The sequence below is a fragment of the Streptomyces sp. NPDC031274 genome, assembly GCF_055570235.1.
In genome coordinates this window covers 1-19,243 of sequence record NZ_JBVIHP010000055.1, presented here as the reverse complement: position 1 = coordinate 19,243, position 19,243 = coordinate 1, and the positions used below count along the sequence as shown (strand labels likewise).

General features: G+C 70.3%; 1 protein-coding gene and 1 pseudogene. Both read left to right on the top strand.

Translation table 11 applies throughout. The features are described 5' to 3' along the window. Positions 1–15,096 (top strand): type I polyketide synthase (locus ACZ5CR_RS42970; protein WP_468868496.1); only part of this gene is annotated, 15,096 nt, incomplete at its 5' end. A gap of 149 nt (positions 15,097–15,245) precedes the next feature. Continuing rightward, positions 15,246–19,243: pseudogene (locus ACZ5CR_RS42965) on the top strand (type I polyketide synthase); the annotation flags it as partial.

Genomic DNA, 19,243 nt, shown 5'->3' with positions numbered 1-19,243 from the left:
CTGAGTGAGGCCACCGGTGTCGCCCTGCCCGCCACGCTGGTCTACGACTACCCCAACGCCGCGGTCCTGGCCGCGTACCTGCGGACCGAACTGTCGGGTGTGGAGGTGACCGCCCCTTCCGCTGCCACCTCCATCTCTGGTGTGACCGATGAGCCGATCGCGATCGTGGCGATGGCCTGCCGTTACCCCGGTGGTGTGTCGAGTCCGGAGGACCTGTGGCAGGTGTTGCTCACCGGTGGGGACGCGGTGTCGGAGTTCCCGACCGATCGTGGTTGGGACCTGGAGGCGCTGTACGACCCCGACCCGGATGGGGTGGGGACCTCGTATTCGCGTTCGGGCGCGTTCCTGGAGGACGTGGGCGGGTTCGATGCGGACTTCTTCGGGATCTCGCCGCGTGAGGCCCTTGCGATGGACCCGCAGCAACGGTTGCTGCTTGAGACCTCGTGGGAGGCGTTCGAGCGAGCGGGTGTCGACGCGGCGTCGTTGCGCGGTGAGCGCGTCGGCGTGTTCGTGGGATCGAACGTGCAGGACTACGGGCTTGTACTGGGCGGAGCCGCTGATGACGTGGGCGGTTACGTGGCGACCGGCAACGCAGCCAGCGTGGCCTCGGGCCGTCTGTCGTACACCTTCGGCTTCGAAGGTCCCGCGGTGACGGTGGACACGGCGTGCTCGTCGTCCCTGGTGGCTCTGCACCTGGCGGTGCAGGCGCTGCGGTCCGGTGAGTGCGAACTGGCCCTCGCGGGCGGTGTGACGGTGATGTCGACGCCGGGTGCGTTCGTCGAGTTCAGCCGCCAGCGCGGTCTTGCCGAGGATGGTCGCTGCAAGGCGTTCGCCGCGGGCGCTGACGGCACCGGTTGGGGTGAGGGCGTCGGCATGCTGTTCGTCGAGCGCCTGTCGGACGCTCAGCGCAACGGCCATCAGGTGCTTGCGGTGGTGCGTGGTTCGGCGGTGAACCAGGATGGCGCGTCCAACGGTCTGACCGCGCCGAACGGTCCTTCGCAGCAGCGGGTCATCCGCCAGGCTCTCGCCAGCGCGGGCCTGGCTCCGTCCGACGTCGATGTGGTCGAGGCGCACGGCACCGGTACGAAGCTGGGCGACCCGATCGAGGCGCAGGCCCTACTGGCCACCTACGGCCAGGACCGCAGCGGTGAGCCGTTGTTGCTGGGGTCGGTGAAGTCGAACATCGGTCACACGCAGGCCGCCGCGGGTGTCGCCGGTGTGATCAAGATGGTCATGGCGATGCGGCACGGCGTGCTGCCGCGCACCCTGCATGTGGATGAGCCGTCGCCCCACGTCGACTGGTCCGCCGGTGCGGTGGAACTCCTCACCGACGAGCGCGAGTGGCCCGCCGCGGACCGGCCGTGGCGGGCGGGTGTGTCGTCGTTCGGATTCAGCGGCACCAACGCGCACACCATCATCGAACAGGCTCCCGTGGTGGAGCGGGAGGAAGCTCCGGAGCCAGTAGGTGACGGCGGGTTGGTGCCGTGGGTGCTTTCGGCGGGCGACGAGGGCGCGTTGCGTGGCCAGGCCGAGCGGCTGATGGCCGTGGCGGACGAGCACGCGCTCGCTGATATCGGCTACTCGCTCGCGACGACGCGGTCGGCGTTGGACCACCGTGCGGTGATCGTGGCCGCTGACCGGTCCGAGTTCCTGGCTGCTCTGGCCGCTGTGGCCGAGGGCCAGACGACTGGCGCGGTGATTGCGGGAGTGGCTGATGAGCCTGGACGGTTGGGTTTCCTGTTCTCGGGTCAGGGTTCGCAGCGGCTGGGTATGGGGCGTGAACTGGCGGCTCGTTTCCCGGTGTTCGGCGAGGCTCTGGATGCTGTGCTTGCGGAGTTCGGGTCTGAGGTCCGTGAGGTGTTGTTCGGTGAGGATGCCGACGCCCTGAACGAGACCGGGGTGACGCAGCCCGCGTTGTTCGCGGTCGAGGTCGCGCTGTTCCGGCTCTTCGAGTCCTGGGGTGTGCAGCCTGATGTCCTGGCGGGGCACTCGATCGGTGAGTTGGCCGCCGCGCATGTGGCGGGTGTGTGGTCGTTGGCGGATGCCGTGAAGGTGGTGTCGGCGCGTGGTGCGTTGATGCAGGCGCTGCCGTCCGGTGGCGCCATGGTGGCGATTCAGGCGTCCGAGGCCGAGGTCGCCGAGGACCTGTCGGAGACCGTAGGCATCGCTGCGGTCAACGGCCCGAGCTCGGTGGTCGTATCGGGTGTTGCTGCTGATGTTGAGGTTGTTGCGGAGCGGTGGCGTGAGGCGGGCCGCAAGGTGTCTCGTCTGAAGGTCAGTCACGCGTTCCATTCGCCGTTGATGGAGCCGATGCTGGACGAGTTCCGGAGGGTCCTCGATGGCGTGTCGTACGAGGCTCCCGCGATCCCGATCGTGTCGACTCTGACCGGTGTCCGCGCGTCCGCCGAGGAGCTGACGTCGCCGGAGTACTGGGTGCGGCACGTGCGTGAGTCGGTGCGGTTCGCCGACGCCGTGAGCACGCTCGTGGTGGAGGGCGTGACGACCTTCGTCGAGGTCGGGCCGGGCGGGACGCTGTCGGCGCTGGGCCAGGAGTCCGCGCCGGAAGCAGCCTTCGTACCCACGCTGCGTGGCGATCGCCCGGAGGCGGTGGCCGCCACGACGGCCGCCGGACAGCTCCACGTGGTCGGCGTACGGGTGGACTGGGAGGCGTTCTTCGCCGGTCGAGGCGCACGGCGCGTGGACCTGCCGACGTACGCGTTCCAGCGTGAACACTTCTGGCCCGACGTGCTCCCGATGATCGGAAACGTCGCGGCGGCTGGGCTCGGTGCCGCCGAGCACCCGCTCCTTGGCGCGACCGTCACGCTCGGTGGCACGGATGGTGTGTTGCTGACGGGTCGGCTGTCGGTTCAGTCGCATCCGTGGCTTGCTGATTATGTGGTGCAGGGTTCGGTGTTGTTGCCTGGTGCTGCGTTTGTGGAGTTGGCGGTGCGGGCGGGCGATCAGGTCGGGTGTGATCTGGTGGAGGAGTTGGTGCTGGAGGTGCCGCTTGTTCTGCCGGTCAGTGGTTCGGTTCGGGTGCAGGTGTGGGTTGGTGCGGCGGATGAGTCGGGTCGGCGTGAGCTGAGTTTCCATTCCAGTGTGGGTGACGCGGACGATGGTCGTTCGTGGGCGCGGCATGCCACGGGTGTGCTGCGTGAGGGTGATCGCTCTGGTGGGGCTTCGCTGGTCGAGTGGCCGCCCGCGGGTGCGGAGGCCGTGGACCTGGACGGCTTCTACGACCGTATGGTCGAGGGTGGCTTCGGCTACGGTCCGGTGTTCCAGGGGTTGCGGTCGGCTTGGCTCAAGGGCGATGAGGTGTTCGCCGAGGTTGCGCTGCCGGAGGGTGTGAAGGCTGAGGGCTTCGGTCTGCATCCGGCGTTGCTGGACGCGGCGCTGCACGCGAGCGAACTGATGACGGGCGGCGACGCCGATCAGCTGCCGTTCTCGTGGTCGGGCGTGCGGCTGCATGCCTCGGGGGCGACGGCGCTGCGAGTGCGGTTGGCGCCCACCGGCGCTGACGGAGTGGCGCTGACGGTCGCGGACGGCTCCGGTGCTCCGGTGGCCACGATTGACTCGCTGGTGTTGCGCCCGGTGTCGTTGGACCAGTTCGCTGCTGGCGACGGTCAGGGCGACGATGCCCTGTTCGGTGTCGACTGGGTGTCGGTTCCCCTGTCCGACGGTGACGTACCGACGGTCGAGTGGACCGATCCGGAGGCGCTCGCGGGGGCGACGGAACTGCCTGACTTCGCCGTTCTGCCGTGCCCGGTCGCTTCCGGGTCCGACCCGGTCGCCGGTGCGCATGAAGCGGCGCACTGGGCGCTGAATGCCATCCAGTCCTGGTTGGCGGACGAGCGGTTCGGCGCGTCGCGTCTGGTCATCGCGACCAACGGCGCGATCGGCGCCACAGACGATGAAGACGTACGTGACGTCGCGCAGGCGGCGGTGTGGGGTCTGGTGCGCTCCGCCCAGTCGGAGAACCCGGACCGGATCGTCCTGGTGGACCTCGATGAGGAGACCGCCTCGCTGGACGTACTGCCGTCCGCGCTGGCCACCGGCGAGCCCCAGTTGGCGGTGCGAGCAGGCGCTGCCAGTGCACCGCGCCTGTCCCGGGTGCGGCGGTCCGTGGTGGACGACCCGGGCTTCGGTTCGGGTGCGGTGCTGCTCACCGGCGCGACGGGCACGCTCGGCGGCCTTGTCGCCCGGCACTTGGTCGCGGAGCGGGGCGTACGGAACCTGCTGCTGGTGAGCAGGCGTGGCGCCAGCGCCGAGGGCGCGGAGGAACTGCGTGCCGAACTGGTCGCGCAGGGCGCCGAAGTCACCTATGTGGCATGTGACGTGGCCGACCGCGAGGCCCTCAGGGAACTGCTTGCCGAGCACGAGATCTCCGCTGTTGTGCATACGGCGGGTGTGCTGGACGACGGCACGATCGGCTCACTGACCGCCGACCGGATCGACACCGTCTTCCGGCCCAAGGTCGATGCGGCCTGGCACCTGCACGAGCTGACCCGCGACCTGGACCTGTCCGCGTTCGTGCTGTTCTCCTCGGTAGCGGGCATCCTCGGTGGCCCTGGGCAGGGCAACTACGCGGCGGCCAACACCTTCCTGGACGCACTCGCCCAGCACCGCCGCTCTCTGGGCCTGGCCGCGACTTCGCTCGCTTGGGGCCTGTGGGCCTCGGCCGACGGTATGGCGGGCAGTCTCGATGAGGCTGATGTGCGGCGGATGACTCGTAGTGGTGTGATCCCGATCGGTTCTGCTGAGGGCTTGGCGCTGTTTGATGCGGCGGGTTCGGTGGGTCGTGCCGCGCTGGTCCCGATTCCCTTGGATCTGCCGGTGTTGCGTCGCGAGGCGCGTTCTCGGCCGTTGCCGCATCTTCTGCGGGGTCTGGTTCGGGGTGCTGTGCGTAGGTCGGTGGAGTCTGGTCTGGTGGTTGCCGGGTCTGCGTTGGCTCGGTCGTTGGCGGGGCTGTCTGTCGCGGAGCGGGAGAAGGCGCTGTTGGATCTGGTGCTGGGGCATGTGGCGGTGGTCCTTGGGCATGGTTCGGCGCAGGCGATCGTGCCTGAGCGTGCGTTCAAGGAGTTGGGTTTTGATTCGCTGAGTTCGGTGGAGTTGCGTAACCGGTTGAATGCGGCGACTGAGTTGGCGTTGCCGGCGACGTTGGTCTTCGACTATCCGACTCCTGCTGCGCTGGCGGCGCATCTTGGTGCGGAGTTGCTGGGTGGTGTGGTCGATGTCGTGGCCAATGTTCCGGTAGCGGTGGTGGCTGATGAGCCGATCGTGATTGTCGGGATGAGTTGCCGTTTCCCGGGTGGGGTCGAGTCGCCGGAGGACTTGTGGCGTTTGGTGGCCGGGGGCGGGGATGCGGTGTCGCCGTTCCCGACGGACCGTGGCTGGGACATCGACTCGCTTTATGATCCCGATCCGGAGCAGTCGGGCACCACGTACAGCCGTATGGGTGCCTTCCTGGACGGCGTCGCGGACTTCGACCCGGGCTTCTTCGGGATCTCGCCGCGTGAGGCGCTTGCGATGGACCCGCAGCAGCGGCTGCTCCTGGAGACGTCGTGGGAGGCCTTCGAGCGGGCGGGCATCGACCCGAACTCCCTGCGAGGCAGCCGGTCCGGTGTCTTCGTGGGCACCAACGGCCAGGACTACGGGACCCTGTTGATGGCATCGCGGGAGAGTGTGGAGGGATACGCGGGCACCGGCAACGCGGCGAGTGTCATCTCCGGCCGCCTGTCCTACACCTTCGGCCTTGAAGGCCCGGCCGTCACGGTGGACACGGCATGCTCGTCATCGCTGGTGGCCCTGCACTGGGCGAGCCAGGCACTGCACAAGGGGGAGTGCGAGCTGGCGCTGGTCGGTGGTGTGACGGTGATGTCGACGCCGGGTGCGTTCATCGAGTTCAGTCGGCAGCGTGGCCTGGCTGCGGATGGTCGTGTCAAGGCGTTCGCTGATGCTGCTGACGGCACCGGGTGGGGTGAGGGTGTCGGCATGCTGCTCGTGGAGCGTCTGTCGGATGCTCAGCGCAACGGCCACCAGATCCTTGCCGTCGTGCGGGGATCCGCCGTCAACCAGGATGGTGCGTCGAATGGTCTGACTGCTCCGAACGGTCCCTCGCAGCAGCGGGTGATCCGCCAGGCCCTTGCGAGTGCGGGTCTGGAGTCGGCCGATGTGGACGCCATGGAGGCGCATGGCACGGGCACCACGCTTGGTGACCCGATCGAGGCGCAGGCGCTGCTTGCCACTTACGGTCAGGGCCGCCCTGCCGACCGGCCGCTGTTGCTGGGGTCGGTGAAGTCCAACATCGGTCACACGCAGGCCGCCGCCGGTGTCGCGGGTGTGATCAAGATGGTCATGGCGATGCGGGAGGGCGTGCTGCCGCAGACACTGCACGTGGACGAGCCGACCTCACACGTGGACTGGTCCGCCGGCGCGGTGGAGCTGTTGACTGAGGCGCGTGCGTGGCCCGAGACGGGTCAGCCGTGGCGGGCGGGTGTGTCGTCCTTCGGTGTGAGTGGCACCAACGCGCATGTCATCGTCGAGCAGGCTCCCGTGGTGGAGCAGGCGGAGGCTCCGGTGCCAGTGCCTGACGGCGGTCTTGTGCCGTGGGTGTTGTCGGCGCGGAGTGCCGAGGCGCTGCGGGAGCAGGCGGCGCGACTCGCGTCTTTCGCGGACACGGCTTCTGAGCTGACCGTGGCGGACGTGGGCCGTGCGTTGGTGTCCTCGCGGGCGGTGCTTGAGCACCGCGCCGTGGTGGTCGGTGCGGACCGGTCGGAGCTGCTGGCCGCTCTGGCGGCCGTGGCCGAGGGTCAGGCATCCGGCGCCGTGGTCAGCGGAGTGGCTGGCGAGTCCGGCCGGTTGGGTTTCCTGTTCTCGGGTCAGGGTTCGCAGCGGCTGGGTATGGGGCGTGAACTGTCCGCCCAGTTCCCGGTGTTCGCCGAGACTCTGGAGGCTGTGCTTGCGGAGTTCGGGCCTGAGGTTCGTGAGGTGTTGTTCGGTGAGGACGCTGGTGCGCTGAACGAGACGGGGGTGACGCAGCCCGCGTTGTTCGCGGTCGAGGTGGCGTTGTTCCGGCTGCTTGAGTCGTGGGGTGTGCGCCCCGACATGCTGGCGGGCCACTCGATCGGTGAACTGGCCGCCGCCCATGTGGCGGGTGTCTGGTCGCTGACCGACGCCGTCAAGGTGGTGTCGGCGCGTGGTGCGCTGATGCAGGCGCTCCCGTCCGGTGGCGCCATGGTGGCGATCCAGGCGACCGAGTACGAGGTTGCTGCGGATCTGCCGGAGACCGTGGGCATTGCGGCGGTCAACGGCCCGACGTCGGTGGTCATTTCCGGTGTCGCCGCTGACGTCGAAATGATCGCGGAGCGCTGGCGCGAGGCGGGCCGGAAGGTGTCTCGCCTGAAGGTCAGTCACGCCTTCCATTCGCCGCTGATGGCCCCGATGCTCGACGAGTTCCGCTCGGTGGTCGAGGGAATCGAGTGCGGTGAACCCGTGCTCCCGATCATGTCGACGCTGACCGGAGTACGGGCGACTGCCGAGGAGTTGTCGTCGCCGGAGTACTGGGTGCGGCACGTGCGCGAGTCGGTGCGGTTCGCTGACGCGGTCGGCACGCTCGTCGCCGAGGGTGTGGGCACGTTCATCGAGGTCGGCCCCGGCGGGACGCTGTCCGCGCTGGGTCGGGAGTCCGCGCCGGAGGCAACCTTCGTACCGTTGCTGCGGAACGACCGCCCGGAGGCAGTGGCCGCCACCACCGCCGCAGGACAGCTCCACGTGCGCGGTGTGCGGGTGGACTGGGACGTGTTCCTCGCCGGTCGCGGCGCACAGCGGGTGGATCTGCCGACGTACGCCTTCCAGCGTGAACGCTACTGGCCCGACGTGCTGCCGATGATGGGTGACGTCTCGGCGGTCGGGCTCGGTTCGGCGGAGCACCCGCTCCTTGGTGCGGCTGTCACGGTGGGCGGCACGGATGGTGTGCTGCTGACCGGTCGACTGTCGCTCCAGACCCACCCGTGGCTGGCTGACTCCCTCGTCCAGGGTTCGGTGCTGCTGCCTGGTGCTGCCTTCGTGGAGTTGGCGGTGCGGGCAGGGGATCAGGTCGGGTGCGATCTGGTCGAGGAGTTGACGCTGGAGGCGCCGCTCGTCCTGCCGGAGAACGGTTCGGTGCGGGTGCAGGTGTGGGTGGGCGCCGAGGACTCGTCCGGCAGGCGTGAGCTGAGCTTCCACTCCAGCCCCGGTGACACCGACGACGGCCGTTCGTGGACCCGCCACGCCACCGGCGTGCTGCGTGAGGGAGGCCGCTCCGTTGGGGCCTCGCTGGTCGAGTGGCCGCCTGCGGGCGCGGAGACCGTGGACCTGGACGGCTTCTACGACCGTATGGTCGAGGGTGGCTTCGGCTACGGACCGGTGTTCCAGGGACTGCGGTCGGCTTGGCGCAAGGGCGACGAGGTGTTCGCCGAGGTCGCGCTGCCGGACGGTGTGGGAGTGGACGGTTTCGGTCTGCACCCGGCATTGCTGGACGCGGCGCTGCACGCGATCGGCCTGGCGGGTGGCGACGGTGACTCTGGCGGCCTGCCGTTCTCGTGGTCGGGTGTGCGGCTGCATGCCTCGGGTGCGACGGCGTTGCGGGTGCGGTTGGTGCCCACAGGCGCTGACGGAGTGGCGCTGACGGTCGCGGACGGCTCCGGTGCTCCGGTGGCCACGATCGACTCGCTGGTGCTGCGACCGATGGCGGCGAAGCCGTCGCGGCAGGACCTTGAGTCGCTGTTCGGCGTCGACTGGGTGTCGGCCCCTCCGTTCAGCGGTGACGTACCGACGGTCGAGTGGACCGACCTGGAGGCGCTGGCGGACTCGGCGGAACTGCCTGACTTCGCCGTTCTGCCGTGCCCGGTCGCTTCCGGGCCCGACCTGGTCGCCGGTGCGCACGAAGCGGCGCACTGGGCGTTGAACACGGTCCAGTCCTGGCTCAATGACGAGCGGTTCGACGCGTCACGCCTGGTCATCGTGACCAATGGCGCGATCGGCGCCACGGACGATGAAGAAGTACGTGACGTCGCGCAGGCGGCGGTGTGGGGTCTGGTGCGCTCCGCCCAGTCGGAGAACCCGGACCGGATCGTCCTGGTCGACCTCGATGAGGAGACCGCCTCGCTGGACGTACTGCCGTCCGCGCTGGCCACCGGCGAGCCCCAGTTGGCGGTGCGAGCAGGCGCTGCCAGCGCACCGCGCCTGGCCAGGGCCCGCCGGTCCGTGGTGGACGACCCGGGCTTCGGTTCGGGTGCGGTGCTGCTCACCGGCGCGACGGGCACGCTCGGCGGCATTGTCGCCCGGCACCTGGTCGCGGAGCGGGGCGTACGGAATCTGCTGCTGGTGAGCAGGCGTGGCGCCAGCGCCGAGGGTGCGCAGGAACTGGGTGCCGAACTGGTCGCGCAGGGCGCCGAAGTGACGTACGCGGCGTGCGACGTGGCCGACCGCGAGGCCCTCAGGGCACTGCTTGCCGAGCATGAGATCTCCGCCGTCGTACACACCGCCGGTGTGCTGGACGACGGCACCATCGGCTCACTGACTCCGGACCGGATCGACACCGTCTTCCGGCCCAAGGTCGACGCGGCCTGGTACCTGCACGACCTGACCCGCGACCTGGACCTGTCCGCGTTCGTACTCTTCTCCTCGGCGGCCGGCACCCTCGGCGACCCCGCCCAGGGAAACCACGCGGCCGCCAACACCTTCCTGGACGCACTCGCCCAGCACCGCCGTTCTCTGGGCCTGGCCGCGACCTCGCTCGCGTGGGGCCTGTGGGCCTCGGCCGACGGCACGGCAGGCAGCCTCGACGAGGCCGACGCGCGACCGATGATCCGCAGCCGCGCGATCCCGATCGGCGCGGCCGAAGGCCTGGCGCTGTTCGACGCGGCGGGTTCCACCGGACGTGCCACGCTCGTCCCGATCCCCCTCGACCTGCCGGTGCTGCACCGGCAGGCGCGTTCCCAGCCCGTGCCGCACATGCTGCGCGGCCTCGTGCGGGGCACCGTGCGCAGGGCAGCCGAGTCCGCGGCCGCCGCGTCCGCGTTGGCGCAGTCCCTCGCGGGGCTTACCGAGGCGGAGCGGGAGAAGGCGCTGCTCGACCTCGTACTCGGTCACGTGGCCGTGGTCCTCGGCCACAGTTCGGCGCACGCCGTCGTACCCGATCGCGCGTTCAAGGAGCTCGGGTTCGACTCGTTGACCGCCGTCGAGTTCCGCGACCGGCTCAACGCGGCGACCGAGCTGCGCCTGCCCGCCACGCTGGTCTTCGACTACCCGACGCCCGCCGCGCTCGTCGCGCACCTCGGCGCCGAGCTCGCGGGTGCACCAGTCGCCGCGGCGCGCACCCGTACGACCGTCTCCGTGACCGACGAGCCGATCGCGATCGTCGGCATGAGCTGCCGCTATCCCGGCGGGGTGAACTCGCCCGAGGACCTGTGGCGACTCGTCTTCGACGGCGGCGACGCCATCAGCGAGTTCCCCGGAAACCGCGGTTGGGACCTGGACGCGATCTACCACCCGGACCCCGACCACATGGGCACCACCTACACCCGCGAGGGCGGCTTCCTGCACGACGCCGACCTGTTCGACCCGACGTTCTTCGGGATCTCGCCCCGCGAGGCGCTTGCCATGGACCCGCAGCACCGGTTGCTCCTCGAGACCACCTGGGAGGCCTTCGAACGGGCCGGTATCGACCCGAACTCGGTGCGAGGACGCGACATCGGCGTCTACGCCGGTACCAGCATCCAGGACTACGCCACGCTCCTCGGCGCGAGCGAGGAGAGCGTCGAGGGATACGTCGGTACGGGCAACGCGGCGAGCGTCACGTCCGGGCGGCTGTCCTACACGTTCGGTCTCGAGGGACCTGCCGTGACGGTCGACACCGCGTGCTCCTCGTCCCTCGTGGCCCTGCACCTGGCCGTGCAGGCGGTGCGGTCGGGCGAGTGCTCGATGGCGCTCGCCGGTGGCGTGGCGGTGATGACGACGCCGGGCGCGTTCATGGACTTCAGCCGCCAGCGCGGCCTGTCCGCCGACGGCCGCTGCAGGCCGTTCTCGTCGGACGCCGACGGGACCGGCTGGGGTGAGGGCGTCGGGATGCTCGTACTGGAGCGTCTTTCCGACGCCCGGCGTAACGGGCACCGCGTGCTTGCCGTCGTGCGGGGCACCGCGGTGAACCAGGACGGCGCGTCCAACGGTCTGACCGCGCCGAACGGTCCCTCGCAGCAGCGCGTCATTCGCCAGGCCCTTGCGAGCGCGGGCCTTGAGTCGGCCGACGTGGACGCCATGGAGGCGCACGGCACCGGTACGAAGCTGGGCGACCCGATCGAGGCGCAGGCGCTCCTGGCCACCTACGGCCAGGACCGGCCCGCCGACCAGCCGCTGTGGCTCGGGTCGCTGAAGTCCAACATCGGCCACACCCAGGGCGCGGCCGGAGTCGGCGGCGTCATCAAGATGGTCATGGCGATGCAGCACGGTGTGCTGCCGAAGACGCTGCACGTCGCCGAGCCGACCCCGCAGGTCGACTGGTCGGCCGGCGACATCGAGCTCCTCACCGAGGCCCGCCCGTGGCCGGACATCGACCGGCCGCGCCGGTTCGGTGTGTCGTCCTTCGGATTCAGCGGTACCAACGCGCACGCCATCATCGAACAGGCGCCGGTCACCGTGACCGCCGTACCGAAGACAGCATCGCAGTCGGCACCGGAGCCGTCCGTGCTGCCGCTACTGGTATCGGCTCGGGGCGACGACGCCCTGCGGGCGCAGGCCGGACGGCTGCGCACCCACCTGGTGGCGCACCCGGAGCTCGACCCGCTCGACGTCGCCAGCACACTCGCGCAGACGCGGGCCGCCCTCGACCACCGGGCGGTCGTCGTCGGGCAGGACCGCGGCGCGCTGCTCACGGCCCTCGAGGCGCTCGCCGATGGACGGTCCGCGAACGGTCTTGTCTCCGGCGTCGCAGCGGGACGTAGGTCGGCGTTCCTGTTCTCCGGTCAGGGTTCGCAGCGGCTCGGCATGGGTCGCGAACTTGCGGCCCGTTTCACGGTGTTCGCCAAAGCCTTGGACGCCGTACTGGGTGAATTCGACCCGGCAGTACGTGAAGTGCTGTTCGGTGAGGACGGCGATGCCCTGAACCGGACCGCGGTGACGCAGCCCGCGCTGTTCGCGGTCGAGGTCGCGCTCTTCCGACTCCTCGAGTCCTGGGGTGTTCGGCCCGAGGTACTTGCCGGGCACTCGATCGGCGAGCTGGCCGCGGCCCACGTGGCCGGTGTCTGGTCGCTGGCCGACGCCGCCGCTGTGGTGTCGAGCCGGGGCCGCCTGATGCAGGCGCTGCCCGAGGGCGGCGCGATGTTCGCGGTCCAGGCCGCCGAGGCCGAGATCCTGCCGGAGCTGACCGACACCGTGGGCATCGCCGCGGTGAACGGCCCGACGTCGCTGGTGCTCTCGGGCGTCGCAGCCGATGTCGAGGCCATCGCCGAGCGCTGGCGCGGGACCGGGCGGAAGGTGTCTCGCCTGAAGGTCAGTCACGCGTTCCACTCGCCGCTCATGGAGCCGATGCTCGACGAGTTCCGCCAGGTCCTCGAAGGCGTTTCGTACGAGGCTCCGGCGATCCCGATCGTGTCGACACTGACCGGAGTACGGGCGACCGCGGAGGAGTTGACCTCGCCGGAGTACTGGGTGCGGCACGTGCGAGAGGCGGTGCGGTTCGCCGACGCCGTCGGCACGCTGCGGGACCAGGGCGTGGACACGTTCCTGGAGATCGGTCCCGGCGGGGTGCTCACCGCACTCGGTCAGGAGACCGCGCCCGACGCCGTGTTCGTGCCCGCGCTGCGCGCCGACCGGTCCGAGACGCTCGAAGTGGCGACGGCCGCGGGCAGGCTGCACGTACTCGGTGTCACGGTCGACTGGACCGCGCTGACCGCCGGTGGCGCGCACATCGACCTGCCCACCTACGCCTTCCAACGGCAGAGGTTCTGGCCGACCCTGGCCGCGGCACCCTCCGGCGACGTCTCCGGGGCCGTCGACGCGCGATTCTGGGCGGCGGTGGCCGACGGCGATCTCGGTGAACTCGCGGACGAGCTGGCCGTGTCCCTCGATGACCCGATCAGCTCCGTGCTGCCCCGGCTGTCGTCGTGGCGGCAGGAACAGGCCGAGAACTCCGCGGTCGACGGCCTGCGCTACCGCGTCACCTGGCAGTCGGTGAGCGAGCCCCCCGCGGCGCTCACGGGCACCTGGCTCGTGGTCAGCCGGGACGGCGCCGGTGAGGAATCCGTCGCCGCCGCGCTGAGCAGGCACGGGGCGCGAGTGGTTCCCGTACGGACCGGTGGGGCGATGGACCGGGAATCCCTGGCGGCCCTGCTGGCGACCGAGGCCCGGACGGCGACCGGCGAGCCCGTCGCGGGTGCCCTCTCGCTGTTCGCGCTCGACCCCGAACTGCCCTCCGGCGGCCTGCACCCCACCCTCGCCCTCGTCCAGGCCCTCAGCGACATCGGCCTCGCCGCCCCGCTGTGGTGCGCCACCCGAGGCGGGGTCGCCATCGGCGGCTCCGACGCACCCGCAGGGCCCGACCAGGCGATGGTGTGGGGATTCGGCCGGGTCGTCGCACTCGAACACCCCGAACGCTGGGGTGGCCTCGTCGACCTGCCCGCCACACTGGACGAGCGCAGCGGCGCCCGCCTCGCGGGTGTCCTTTCCGGAACGAACGGAGAGGACCAGGTCGCACTCCGCGCCAGCGGGGCGTACGGCCGACGGCTCCTGCCGGTGGCATCGGCGCACCTCGACGACTGGGACCCCACCGGCACGGTGCTCGTCACCGGCGGAACCGGCTCGCTCGGCGGGCACGTCGCCAGGTGGCTGGTGGCGAAGGGCGCCGAGCACCTGCTGCTGACCAGCAGGCGCGGACTGAAGGCCGACGGTGCCGAGGAGCTGCGCGCGGAGCTGACCGCGCTGGGTGCCCGTGTCACCATCGCGGCCTGCGACGTCGCCGACCGTGACGCACTCGCGGACCTGCTCGCTTCGGTCCCCGCAGAGTTCCCGCTCAACGCGGTCGTACACGCGGCCGGCACCCTGGACGACGGCGTACTGTCCGCGCTCACCCCGGAGAGGCTCGACGCCGTACTGCGGCCGAAGGCAGGCGCCGCGGCCAACCTGGACGAACTGACCCGCGACCTGGACCTGTCGGCGTTCGTGATGTTCTCCTCGGTGTCCGGCACGTTCGGTGCGGCGGCCCAGGGCAATTACGCGCCTGCCAACGCCTTCCTCGACGCACTCGCGGAACAGCGCGTGGCAGCGGGTCTGCCCGCCACCGCCGTCGCGTGGGGGCCCTGGGGCGGCGGCGGCATGGCCGACGGGCAGCTCGGCGAACAACTGCGCCGCCGCGGCCTTGCCCCGCTGGAGCCCGAGCAGGCCGTCGCCGCCCTTGACCGGGCCGTCCGCCAGGGCGACCCGACGGCCCTCGTGGCGGACGTCGACTGGAGCGTGTTCGCCCCGGCCTTCACCTCGGTACGGCCGAGCCCGCTGCTGCAGGAACTGCCCGGCGTGCAAAGCCCCCAGGGTTCGGCTGAGGCATCGGCTCCGGTCGACGCGGTGGCCAAACTCACCGCGCTGTCCGGCCCTGAGCGCGAACGCGCCGTCCTCGACATGGTGCGGGAGCTGGCCGCCGCGGTCCTAGGGCACGAGGGCACCAAGCTGGTCGAACCCGGCCGGGCGTTCCAGGATCTGGGCTTCGACTCGCTGACCGCGGTCGAGTTCCGCAACGTCCTCAACGCCACCACTGGCCTCAGCCTGCCCGCCACGCTCGTCTTCGACTTCCCGACGCCGTCCGCGCTCGCCGCGTACGTTCTCGAAGGGTTGCCCGGAGGCGGGACACCGACCATCGACACCGAACTGGACCGCCTGGAGTCCACGCTGTCCCTCCTCACGCCGGACGACGAGCGGAGCGCGGGGGTCGGAGAGCGCCTCCGCGCCCTGCTGTCCATGTGGGACGAGACGCACAACCGCACGGAACCCGCCGAGTCCGGAACGGACGCGCGTACCGCGTCGGCGGATGAGCTGCTCGCGCTGCTCGACGAACAACTCGGCAATTCCTGAGCACGAGCCGCTCCCGCTGCTCCTCCCGCTGCTCCTTCCACCACTCCTCTCGCTGCTCCTCCTGCTGCTCGACGAACAACTCGGTAGGTCCTGAGCCGATGAACTCACCTGAAGGGTCCCAAGACATGTCCAACGAGGAGAAGTACCTCGACTACCTCCGCCGAGCCTCCGTGGACCTCCAGGAGGCGCGCGGCAAGCTGCGCGAGGCCGAGGACCGCGAGGCCGAGCCGATCGCGATCGTCGGCATGGGCTGCCGGTTCCCCGGGGGAGTTCGGTCGCCTGAGGACCTGTGGCGTCTCCTGCAGGACGGCCAGGACGCCGTATCCGAGTTCCCCACCAACCGTGGCTGGGACCTGGAAGCACTCTTCGACGACGACCCCGACCGGCAGGGGACCTGCTACACCCGTGAGGGCGCCTTCATCCACGACGCGCCGGACTTCGACCCGGCGTTCTTCGGTATCTCGCCGCGCGAGGCAGCGGCGATGGACCCGCAGCAGCGGCTGCTCCTCGAAACATCCTGGGAGGCCTTCGAGCGGGCGGGCATCGACCCGCACGCGCTCCGCGGCAGCCGGTCGGGCGTGTTCGTCGGCACCAACGGCCAGGATTACTTGGCACGCCTGCTGACCGGCGCACCGGACGGCTACGAGGGCTACCTCGGCACCGGAAACGCGGCGAGCGTCATCTCAGGCCGGCTGTCCTACACCTTCGGTTTCGAAGGCCCCGCGCTCACGATCGACACCGCCTGCTCGTCGTCCCTGGTCGCCATGCACCTCGCGGTGCACGCACTGCGGCACGGGGAGTGCCCGATCGCCCTCGCGGGCGGCGTCACCGTGATGTCGACGCCGGGCGTGTTCATCGACTTCAGCCGCCAGCGCGGCCTGGCCACGGACGGTCGCGTCAAGGCGTTCGCCGACGCCGCCGACGGGACCGGCTGGGGCGAGGGCGTCGGCCTGCTCGTGCTCGAGCGCCTCTCGGACGCGGAGCGCAACGGGCACCCCGTCCTCGCCGTGATCCGTGGCTCGGCGGTGAACCAGGACGGCGCGTCGAACGGCCTGACCGCGCCGAACGGCCCTTCCCAGCAGCGGGTGATCCGCCAGGCCCTTGCGAGCGCACGGCTCTCCGCGGCGCAGGTGGACGCGGTCGAGGCGCACGGCACGGGCACGAAGCTGGGTGACCCGATCGAGGCCCAGGCACTCCTCACGGCCTACGGTCAGGACCGGCCCGCCGACCGGCCGCTGTGGCTCGGCTCGATCAAGTCGAACATCGGTCACACGCAGGCCGCCGCCGGTGTGGCCGGTGTCATCAAGATGGTCATGGCGATGCGGCAGGGTGTGCTGCCCAAGACGCTGCATGTGGATGAGCCGTCGTCGCACGTGGACTGGTCCGCCGGTGCGGTGCAGCTGCTGACCGAGTCACGTCCGTGGCCGGAGACCGGCCAGCCGTGGCGGGCGGGCGTGTCGTCGTTCGGTGTGAGTGGCACGAACGCGCATGTCATCGTCGAGCAGGCTCCTGTGGTGGAGCAGCAGGAGGAAGTCTCGGAGCCGGTGACTGACGGTGGTCTCGTGCCGTGGGTGCTGTCGGCGCGGAGTGCCGAGGCGCTGCGGGAGCAGGCCGTACGGCTCAAGTCCTTTGTGGACGAGGCGTCGGATCTGCCGGTGGCGGACGTGGGCCGTGCGCTGGTGTCATCGCGGGCGGTGCTTGAGCACCGCGCCGTGGTGGTCGGTGCGGACCGGTCGGAGTTCCTGGCCGCCTTGTCGGACGTGGCCGAGGGCCGGTCGACGGGCGCCGTGGTCACGGGGCTTGCTGACGCCCCCGGCCGGCTGGGTTTCCTGTTCTCGGGTCAGGGTTCGCAGCGGCTGGGTATGGGGCGTGAACTGGCGGCTCGTTTCCCGGTGTTCGGCGAGGCGCTGGAGGCTGTGCTGGGTGAGTTCGATCCGGTAGTGCGGGGGGTGTTGTTCGGTGAGGATGCCGATGCGCTGAATGAGACGGGGGTGACGCAGCCTGCGTTGTTCGCGGTCGAGGTGGCGTTGTTCCGGCTTCTTGAGTCGTGGGGCGTGCAGCCCGATGCCCTGGCGGGGCACTCGATCGGCGAGCTGGCCGCCGCGCATGTGGCGGGTGTGTGGTCGCTGGCTGATGCCGTGAAGGTGGTGTCGGCGCGTGGTGCGTTGATGCAGGCGCTGCCCGAGGGCGGGGCCATGGTGGCCATCCAGGCGTCTGAGGCCGAGGTCGCCGCGGATCTGCCGGAGACCGTAGGCATCGCTGCGGTCAACGGCCCCACCTCGGTGGTCATTTCGGGTGTTGCGGCTGATGTTGAGGTTGTTGCGGAGCGGTGGCGTGCGGCGGGGCGGAAGGTGTCTCGCCTGAAGGTCAGTCACGCGTTCCATTCGCCGTTGATGGAGCCGATGCTGGACGAGTTCCGGCGGGTTCTTGAGGGTGTTTCGTACGAGGCGCCCGTGCTCCCGATCGTTTCGACGCTGACCGGTGTCCGTGCTTCCGCCGAGGAGTTGGCGTCGCCGGAGTACTGGGTGCGGCACGTGCGCGAGTCGGTGCGGTTCGCCGACGCCGTCGGCACGCTCGTGGACGACGAGGTGACGACGTTCGTCGAGGTCGGCCCCGGCGGCACGCTGTCCGCGCTGGGTCAGCAGTCCGCGCCGGAGGCTGGCTTCGTACCGTTGCTGCGGAACGACCGCCCGGAGGCAGTGGCCGCCACGACGGCCGCAGGACAGCTCCACGTGCGCGGCGTCCGAGTGGACTGGGAGGCGTTCTTCGCCGGTCGCGGCGCACAGCGGGTGGACCTGCCGACGTACGCCTTCCAGCGTGAGCGTTACTGGCTGGACGCTGTCCCCGTCGACATGGATGTCGAGCGTCTTTCGCCGGTGGAGGCGCGGTTCTGGGGGGTTGTGGAGGACGGTGACATCGCCGACCTCGCCCGTACGTTGGATGTGTCGTCGGATGCTCCGTTGAGTGCGGTGCTGCCGAGACTTTCGGCGTGGCGCAAGGAGCAGCAGGGTCGTTCGACGGTTGATGGTTGGCGGTATCGGGTCGAGTGGCGATCGGTGGTTGCAGGGTCCGGGCGCCTGGAGGGCACTTGGCTGGTTGTCGCGCCGGTTGGCGAGGACCGTGCCGATTGGGTCCGTGAGGCCCTGGTCCGTAACGGTGCGGACGTGCGGGTTGAGCACGTGGATCTGCTGTCGGTCGACTGGGCGGAGCGGCTGGCTGACCTGTCGGCTCTGAGTGGTGTGGTCTCGCTGCTGGGGTTCGCCGATGCGGGCGATTCGACTGTGCCTGCGGGTGTGGCGGCCACGGTTGGTCTGTTGCAGGCGCTGGGTGAGGCGGAGGTGCCGTTGTGGTGCCTGACGTCGGGTGCGGTGTCGGCGGGTGCGGACGATGTGGTTGCCGGGTTCGAGCAGTCGATGCTGTGGGGCCTCGGCCGGGTGGCCGCGCTGGAGCTGTCAACCCGCTGGGGCGGCCTCGTCGATCTGCCCGAAGCACAGGACGAGACGACCGGAGACCTTCTCGCATCCGTCATCGCGGAACCGAACGGCGAGGACCAGCTCGCCTTGCGCGGCAACGAGATCCTTGGCCGCAGGCTGGTGCCCGCGCCGATGAGCGCGGACACCCCCGGCGCAGGCTGGACGCCGCGCGGCACGGTACTGGTGACCGGTGGGCTCGGCGCCCTGGGTGGGCACGTGTCGCGCTGGCTGGCGGGACACGGGGCCGAGCACATCGTGCTGGTGAGCCGTCGCGGACGGGCCGCTGATGGTGCCGCGGAGTTGGAGGCCGAGCTCGTAGAGCTGGGCGCGGCGGGCGTCACGTTCGCCGCTTGTGACATGACGGACAGGGAGTCCGTCGCCGAACTCCTGGAGAGCATCCCGACGCTCACCGCGGTCGTACATGCGGCGGGTATTGAGCGTTCCGGTGTTCTTGCCGACCTTGATCCGGATGATCTGGGTGGGTTCGCCGAGGTGTTGTCGGCGAAGGTGGAGGGTGCGCGCAACCTGCATGAGCTGCTGGGTGAGCGGCAGTTGGACGCGTTCGTTCTGTTCTCGTCGATTGCTGGTGTGTGGGGCAGTGGTGGGCAGGGGGCGTATGCGGCCGCCAATGCCTATCTGGATTCCCTGGCCGATCACCGCAGGGCGGTGGGTCT